Consider the following 8642-nt stretch of genomic DNA (forward strand, 5'->3'; position numbering starts at 1 on the left):
GGTCTGGGGCGAGCGGGCTCCCTTGGCTTGGAGCTGCTTGAGCAGCAGGTCGCGCTTTTCAGGGGAGAGGCCGGCCAGACGCTTCAGGATTTCGCTCATGGGGAGTGGCTTCGAAGGGAGAAGAGTCGGTGCTCAGGCAGCCAGGGGGGCGGCGTGCAGCGTGGCCAGGACGCCGTTGCGGGGACGACGGGTGGTTGCGGCCATGGCGATGACCGGGTGTCCTGGCACCAGGCGCCACTGGCAGTGCTGCAGCAATGTGGCGAGCGCCACCGTCAGGAGCGTCACCGTGTAACCGTTGCCAACGCACTGTCGCTGTCCCGCGCCGAAGGGCAGATAGGCGAAGCGATGCCGGCCTTCCTTCTGCTCCGGAAGGAAGCGCTCGGGGAGGAAGCGCTCGGGCTCCGACCAGAACCCGGGATGCCGATGCAGGATGTAGGGGGAGATCAACATCTTGGTCTCCGGGGCCACGAAGTAGCCCCCGAGCTCGTCCTCGTTCAGGGCCCGGCGCATGAAGGCCCAGGCGGGAGGGTGGACGCGGAGCGTCTCTTCCACCATCGCGCGTGTGTAGAGGAGGGACGGGAGGCTCTCGGCCGTGAGCGGTTGTCCTCCCAGCACGGTGGCCAGCTCGCCGCGCGCGCGCTGCTCCACCTCGGGATGGCGCGTCATCTCGTACAGCATCCACGTGAGCGCCACGGCCGTGGACTCGTACCCGCCGATGAAGAGGTTCACCAGCTCGTCACGCAGCTCGGAGTCCGTCATGGCCACGCCCTGCGCGTCCCGGGCCTCCAGCAACATCGTCATGATGTCGTCCTTGCCGGCGGCGGACTGACGGCGCTCGGCAATGAGGCGGTACATGTCGGTGTTGACCTGCTCGATGGCGTGGAGGAAGCGCTTCATCCGCGAGTCCTGTCGGCCGAACAGCCTCCGCACCGCATCCATCAGCGAGTCGCGGGTGCCGTGGAACTCATGCCCGAGGTAGTCCATGCCCTCGCGCAACGAGGTCCGGCTCGCGCGCACGTCCTCCGAGAAGATGGAAGTGCCGAGCATGGTGATGACCAGACCGCGCATCTGCTCCAGCAGCTCCAGCGGCTCACTCGTGGCCGCACGGCGAGCCCATCGCTCGGCGAGCTGCTCGACGTCCCGCACCATCCCCTCCACCATCCGGGCCAGCCGCGGGCGATGGAAGGCGGGCTGCACCATGCGGCGTTGGCGGAGCCAGAAGTCTCCCTTGCTGGCGAACAGACCTCGCCCCAGCAGCGGGTCCGGATGGTCGCCCGCCATGTTCAGGTAGTTGCTGGCCTTGTCCGCCAACACGTACTGCACATGATCCGGGTGTGACAGCAGCCAGGCCGGACCGTGGCGCGTGGGGAAGGTGACGATGTCGCCGTACTGCTGCTGCCACTCGACGAGCTCTTCCAGCGGATCCTTCGCCTTCCCGAGAGCGAACCTCGGCAGCCGGCTCCGCTGGGGCCCGGGAGGAAGGGCGGATGTCCTGGTGGGGGTCATGGTGGTGGGGCCTTACTCCTGGGGATCCGCTTCATCCGTTGAGGAGGATTCGGAGGCGAGCAGCTTCTGCACCTCCTCGTCGTCCAGTCCATCCAGCTGCGCCATCATCGATTCGAGCTCCGCCAGGTCCACCTGCGCCGTGAGCCGCAGGATGTTGAGGGCGAAGCCGGCCACGGTGGGCGTTTCGAAGAAGTCCTGCAGAGAGGTCTCCACGTTGAAGGCGGAACGGATGCGGGTGACGGCCTGGGTGGCCAGCAGCGAGTGGCCGCCCAGCTCGAAGAAGTTATCGTGGATGCCCACCTTCTCGACCTGAAGCACCTCGCTCCAGAGGGCGGCGAGCTTCTGCTCCGTCTCGTTGCGAGGCGCGACGTACTCGACGCCGGCCGAGAGCGCGCTGTCCGGAGCGGGCAGGGCCTTCCTGTCCACCTTGCCGCTGGAGGTGAGGGGGAGCGCCGGGAGCACCACGAAGGCCGCGGGCACCATGTACTCGGGCAGCTTCTCCCCGATGAAGGTACGCAGGGCTCCCGTGTCGGTCGTGCCTTCCTCTCCGGGCACCACGTAGGCCACCAGCTTCGCGCCGTTACCGCCGTCCTCGCGCAGCGAGACGACGGCCTCGCGAACCGAGGGGTGGGAGGCGAGCACGGACTCGATTTCACCCAGCTCGATGCGGAAGCCGCGCAGCTTCACCTGCGAGTCGATGCGGCCGAGGTACTCGAGGGTACCGTCGGCCAGCCAGCGCGCCTTGTCGCCGGTGCGGTAGAGACGTTCTCCGGGCTCGGAGGCGAAGGGGTTGGGGATGAAGCGCTCGGCGGTCAGCTCCGGGCGGCCGAGGTAGCCACGAGCCAGGCCGAGGCCACCGATGAAGAGCTCTCCCGGCACGCCCACCGGCACCGGCCGCAGGTGCGAGTCGAGGACGTAGGTCTGGACGTTGTGGAAGGGCTTACCGATGGAGACGCGCTGGGCGTCGACGTCGGTATTGACGGTGGCGCAGACGGTGGCCTCGGTGGGGCCGTAGGCGTTGACGAAGCGGCGGCCGGGCTGGAAGCGCGCCACCAACTCCGGCGGGCACGCCTCACCCGCGGTGATGAGCGTACGCACCCCTTGCAGCCGCTCGGGCTCCAGCTGCGCGAGCACGGAGGGAGTGAGCTTGAGCGTGGTGATGGAGTGCTGCTGGAGCACCTTGAGGAGGGGCTCGCCGGGCATCAACTCGTCGCGAGAGGCAAGCACGAGGCAGGCGCCGGAGAGCAGGGCGGGGAAGATTTCGGAGACGGAGGCGTCGAAGGCCGAGGAGAAGAACTGGAGCAGGCGGCGGCCGGGCCCCAGGTCCATGAAGGTGAGGGTCTCCCGGGCCGTGTTGCACAGGCCGCGGTGGCGCAGCAGGGTGCCCTTGGGCCTGCCGGTGGAGCCAGAGGTGTAGATGACGTAGGCGAGGTTGTCGGGCAGTACGCGCACGTCTGGGGCGTGCGTGGGCTGACGAGAGATGAGCGAGTCCCACTCGGAGTCGAGCAGGACGAGCAGCTCGTTCTGCACGGGCAGCTCGTCGGCGAGCTTGTCCTGGGTGAGAAGGACGGGAGGCCGCGCATCGCGCAGCATGAAGGACAGGCGCTCGGTGGGGTAGGAGGAGTCGAGCGGCAGCCAGGCACCGCCGGCCTTGAGGACGGCGAGGATGGAGACGACGAGCTCCGGGGAGCGCTCGACGCACAGGCCGACGAGGACCTCGGGCCCGACGCCCAGGGAGCGCAGGTGGTGAGCCAGTTGGTTGGCACGCTCATCGAGCTGACGGTACGTCAGAGTCCGCTCACCCATCTGGAGGGCAGGGGCATCCGGACTGCGAGCCACCTGGGCCTCGAAGAGGTGGTGGGCGCACGTGTCTACCATCTGCGCGCGCGTGTCATTCCACTCTACGAGCACGCGCTGGCGCTCGGCGGTGGTGAGCAGGGGCAGGGAGGACAGGCGCGTGTCGGGTTGGGCGACAGCGGCCTCCAGCAGCACCTGCAGGTGCTCCAGCATCCGGGCCATGGTGCCAGCGTCGAACAGGTCGGTGCTGTAGTCGGCGACGCAGGACAGGCCCTCGGGCATCTCCTGGATGGAGAGCGTCAGGTCGAACTTCGCCGCGCTCGCGCCGCTGTCGGCGCCTCGGAAGGTGAGCCCCGGCACACGCAGCTCGACGGTCGGGGTGTTCTGCAGGACGAGCTTCACCTGGAACAGCGGCGCGTGAGCAAGGCTGCGCTCGGGGTTGAGCACACGCACCAGCTCCTCGAAGGGCACGTCCTGGTGCGCATAGGCGCCGAGTGTCGCCTGACGCGTGCGACCCAACAGCTCGCGGAAGGTGGGGTCTCCCGAGAGGTCGCCACGCATGACGAGCTGGTTGATGAAGAAGCCGATGAGCCCCTCGGTATCCGCGTGGGTCCGGCCGGCGATGTCGGTACCCACGACGACGTCCGTCTGCCCGGAGTAGCGCGACAGCAGGGCCTGGAAGCCTGACAGCAGCGCCATGAAGGACGTGACGCCCTCGCGCTGGCAGAGCGCCTGGAGTGCGTTGGCCAGGGTCGCGGGCATGAGCCGCGAGAGGAGGGCGCCGCGGTAGGACTGCATTGCCGGGCGGGGCCTGTCGGTGGGCAGCTCCAGCAGCTGGGGCGCACCGGTGAGCTGCTGGCGCCAGTACGAGAACTGCGCTTCGAGGGCCTCGCCCTGGAGCCACCCGCGTTGCCAGGAAGCGAAGTCGGCGTACTGCACGGGCAGCTCGGGCAGGGGCGAGGGCTGGCCCTGTGAGAAGGCCCCGTAGAGTGCCACCACTTCGCGCGCCAGCACGCCCATGGACCAGCCATCGGAGACGATGTGGTGCAGGTTGAGCAGCAGCACGTGCTCGGTGTCGGCCAGCTTCAGCAGCAGGGCACGCAGCAGGGGGCCGCGAGCGAGTGAGAAGGGCTTGCGGCACTCAGCCTCGATGAGCCGGCGGGCTTCAGCCTCGCGCTCCTCGGCGGGCAGGGCGCTGAGGTCCACGCGATCCAGGGGCATGGACGCGGGAGGCGCGATGACCTGCAGGGGCTGACCGGCGTCAGAGGGGAAGGAGGTGCGCAGCACTTCGTGACGGCGCACCAGCTCCGTCAGGCTGCGCTCCAGGGCAGCCACGTCCAGCGAGCCCTCCAGGCGCAGCGGCGCGGGCATGTTGTACAGCGCGCTGTCGGGGACGAGCTGGTCGAGGAACCACAGCCGCTGCTGAGCGAAGGACAGCGGCAGCGCGCCCGTCCTTTCCACGGGCCGCAACGGCGGCAGGTGGGGAGCGGCGGTGTCGAGGGTCACGGACTCAACCGCCCGCGCGAGCGCCTCGATGGTGGAGGACTCGAAGAGGGTGGGCAGAGGCAGGTCCACGCCGAGAGAGGCGCGGATACGAGAAGAAATCTGGGTGACCAGCAGCGAGTGGCCGCCCAGCTCGAAGAAGTTGTCGTGGATGCCCACCTTCTCGACCTGAAGCACCTCGCTCCAGAGGGCAGCGAGCTTCCGCTCCGTCTCGTTGCGAGGCGCGACGTACTCGACGCCGGCCGAGAGCGCGCTGTCCGGAGCGGGCAGGGCCTTCCTGTCCACCTTGCCGCTGGAGGTGAGGGGGAGCGCCGGGAGCACCACGAAGGTTGCGGGCACCATGTACTCGGGCAACTTCTGCCCGGCGAAGGAGCGCAGTGCGGCCGCGTCGAGGGACTCGTCTGCCTGAGCGACGAGGTAGGCCACCAGCTTCGCGCCGTTACCGCCGTCCTCGCGCAGCGAGACGACGGCCTCGCGAACCGAGGGGTGGGAGGCGAGCACGGACTCCACTTCGCCCAGCTCGATGCGGAAGCCACGCAGCTTCACCTGCGAGTCGATGCGGCCGAGGTACTCGAGGGTACCGTCGGCCAGCCAGCGCGCCTTGTCGCCGGTGCGGTAGAGACGTTCTCCGGGCTCGGAGGCGAAGGGGTTGGGGATGAAGCGCTCGGCGGTCAGCTCCGGGCGGCCGAGGTAGCCACGAGCCAGGCCGAGGCCACCGATGAAGAGCTCTCCCGGCACGCCCACCGGCACCGGCCGCAGCAAGGCGTCCAGCACGTACGTGCGCACGTTGTGGAAGGGCTTGCCGATGGAGACGCGCTGGGAGTCGACGTCGGTATTGACGGTGGCGCAGACGGTGGCCTCGGTGGGGCCGTAGGCGTTGACGAAGCGGCGACCGGGTTGGAAGCGCGCCACCAACTCCGGCGGGCACGCCTCTCCCGCGGTGATGAGCGTCTGAATGCCCCGCAGGCCCTCGGGCTCCAGCTGCGCGAGCACGGAGGGGGTGAGCTTGAGCGTGGTGATGGAGTGCCGTGAGACGAGCTCGAGCAGGGGCTCGCCAGGCATCAGCTCGTCACGTGAGGCGAGCACGAGGCAGGCGCCAGAGAGCAGGGCGGGGAAGATTTCGGAGACGGAAGCGTCGAAGGCCGAGGAGAAGAACTGGAGCAGGCGGCGACCGGGCCCCAGGTCCATGAAGGTGACGGTCTCCCGGGCCGTGTTGCACAAGCCGCGGTGGCGAAGCAGGGTGCCCTTGGGCCGGCCGGTGGAGCCGGAGGTGTAGATGACGTAGGCGAGGTTGTCGGGCAGTACGCGCACGTCAGGGGCGTGAGTGGGCTGACGGGAGATGAGCGAGTCCCACTCGGAGTCGAGCAGGACGAGCAGCTCGTTCTGCACGGGCAGCTCGTCGGCGAGCTTCTCGTGGGTGAGAAGGACGGGAGGCCGCGCATCGCGCAGCATGAAGGACAGGCGCTCGGTGGGGTAGGAGGAGTCGAGCGGCAGCCAGGCACCGCCGGCCTTGAGGACGGCGAGGATGGAGACGACGAGCTCCGGGGAGCGCTCGACGCACAAGCCGACGAGGACCTCGGGCCCGACGCCCAGGGAGCGCAGGTGCCACGCAAGCTGGTTGGCGCGCTCGTCGAGCTGGCGATAGGTGAGGGACGTCGCGCCCATCTGAAGGGCGGTGGCATCGGGCGTGCGCCGCACCTGGGCCTCGAAGAGGCGGTGGGCGCAGGAGTCCTCGAGCTCCGCGTGCGTGCCGTTCCAGTCGACGAGGAGGCGCTGGCGCTCGGCTTCGGTGAAGAAGGGTAGGGAGGACAGGCGCGTGTCGGGTCGGGCGACGGCGGCCTCCAGCACCACCTGCAGGTGCTCCAGCATTCGGGCCATGGTGCCAGCGTCGAACAGGTCGGTGCTGTAGTCGGCGAGGCAGGACAGGCCTTCGGGGGTCTCCTGGATGGAGAGCGTCAGGTCGAACTTCGCCGCGCCCGTGCTGCCCTCCGTGCCGCGGAAGGTGAGCCCCGGCACGTGCAGCTCCGTGGTGGGCGCGTTCTGGAGAACGAGCTTCACCTGGAAGATGGGCGCGTGCGCGAGGCTGCGCTCGGGGTTGAGCACACGCACCAGCTCCTCGAAGGGCACGTCCTGGTGCGCATAGGCGCCGAGTGTCGCCTGACGCGTGCGGCCCAGCAGCTCGCGGAAGGTGGGGTCTCCCGAGAGGTCGCCGCGCATGACGAGCTGGTTGATGAAGAAGCCGATGAGGCTCTCGGTATCCGCGTGGGTCCGGCCGGCGATGTCGGTACCCACGACGACGTCCGTCTGCCCGGAGTAGCGCGACAGCAGGGCTTGGAAGCCGGCCAGTAGCGCCATGAAGGAGGTGACGCCCTCGCGCTGGCAGAGCACCTGAAGCGCCTGGGAGAGCGCCTGGGGCATGAGCCGCGAGAGGGTGGCGCCGCGGTAGGACTGGGTGGCGGGACGAGGCCTGTCGGTAGGCAACTCCAGCAACTGGGGCGCGCCGGCAAGCTGCTGGCTCCAGTAGGAGAACTGCGCTTCGAGAGCCTCGCCCTGGAGCCACCCACGCTGCCAGGAAGCGAAGTCGGCGTACTGCACGGGCAGCTCGGGCAGGGGCGAAGGCCGACCTTGCGAGAAGGCCTCGTAGAGCGCCACCACCTCGCGCGCCAGCACGCCCATGGACCAGCCATCGGAGATGATGTGGTGCAGGTTGAGCAGCAGCACGTGCTCGGTCTCAGCCAACTTCAGCAGGAGGGCACGCAGCAGGGGGCCGCGAGCGAGTGAGAAGGGCTTGCGGCACTCAGCCTCGATGAGCCGGCGGGCTTCGGCCTCGCGCTCGTCGGCGGGCAGGGCGCTCAGGTCCACGCGCTCCAGAGGCATGGACGCGGGAGGCGAGATGACCTGCAGAGGCTGGCCCGCTTCGGCGGGGAAGGAGGTGCGCAGCACTTCGTGACGGCGCACCAGCTCCGTCAGGCTGCGCTCCAGGGCGGCGACATCCAGCGAGCCCTCCAGGCGCAGCGGCGCGGGCATGTTGTACAGCGCGCTGTCGGGGACGAGCTGGTCGAGGAACCACAGCCGCTGCTGGGCGAAGGACAGTGGCAGCGCGCCCGTCCTGTCGATGGGCTGGAGGGGAGGCAGCTTCACGCCGCCACCCTCACGCGCGAGGGCATCGATGGATGCGGCAAGGGCTTCGAGGGTGGGGGCCTCGAAGAGGGCGCTGATGGGCAGGTCCACGCCGAAGGTGCCGCGGATGCGCGAGATGACCTGGGTGGCCAGCAGCGAATGACCGCCCAGTTCGAAGAAGTTGTCGCGGGCACCGATGCGCGCCAGGCCCAGCAGCTGACCCCACTGCGAGGCCAGGAGCTGCTCGGTGGGCGTGCGAGGAGCGACGTAGGAGTCGCGCTTCTCCAGTACCTGGAGCTCGGGAGACGGCAGTGCCTTCCTGTCGAGCTTGCCGTTGAAGGTGAGGGGCAGGGCCTCCAGGGCGACGAAGGCCGAGGGCACCATGTACTCGGGTAGCTGCTGCTTGAGGGCCTCGCGCAGCGCGCTGGCGTCGGGAGCCTGCGCCCCCGAGGGCGGCACGACGTAGGCCACCAGCCGCTTGTCGCCCGCGACGTCCTCGCGTGCCACCACCACCGCCTGCCGCACCCGCGGGTGCTGCTCCAGCGCCGCTTCGATTTCACCCAGCTCGATGCGGAAGCCGCGCACCTTTACCTGGAAGTCGAGTCGGCCCAGGTACTCCAGCCCCCCGTCGGCCAGCCGCCGCACCTGGTCCCCCGTGCGGTACAGGCGCTCTCCGGGCGTCGAGGCGAAGGGGTCGGGAATGAAGCGCTCGGCCG

2 protein-coding genes are annotated in these 8642 nt (G+C 69.3%); both read right to left on the reverse strand.

The window, feature by feature from the left end; genetic code table 11:
* Window positions 1-132: 132 nt before the first annotated feature.
* Window positions 133-1506 carry a cytochrome P450 gene (locus tag HG543_RS48430; protein WP_169351759.1) on the reverse strand — a complete coding sequence of 458 codons (1374 nt, stop codon included), beginning with the start codon at window positions 1504-1506 and terminating at the stop codon, window positions 133-135.
* A gap of 12 nt (window positions 1507-1518) precedes the next feature.
* Complete coding sequence (locus tag HG543_RS48435; RefSeq protein ID WP_343073630.1) at window positions 1519-8628, reverse strand: non-ribosomal peptide synthetase; 7110 nt, start codon at window positions 8626-8628, stop codon at window positions 1519-1521.
* Between the last annotated feature and the right edge of the window lie 14 nt (window positions 8629-8642).

It is taken from the genome of Pyxidicoccus fallax (assembly GCF_012933655.1).
GTDB classification, from domain to species: Bacteria; Myxococcota; Myxococcia; order Myxococcales; family Myxococcaceae; genus Myxococcus; species Myxococcus fallax.

What these genes read in the sequence shown, in the direction of transcription:
- HG543_RS48430 (WP_169351759.1), bottom strand. Translation starts at nt 1,506, where the DNA reads ATGACCCCCACCAGGACATCCGCCCTTCCTCCCGGGCCCCAGCGGAGC.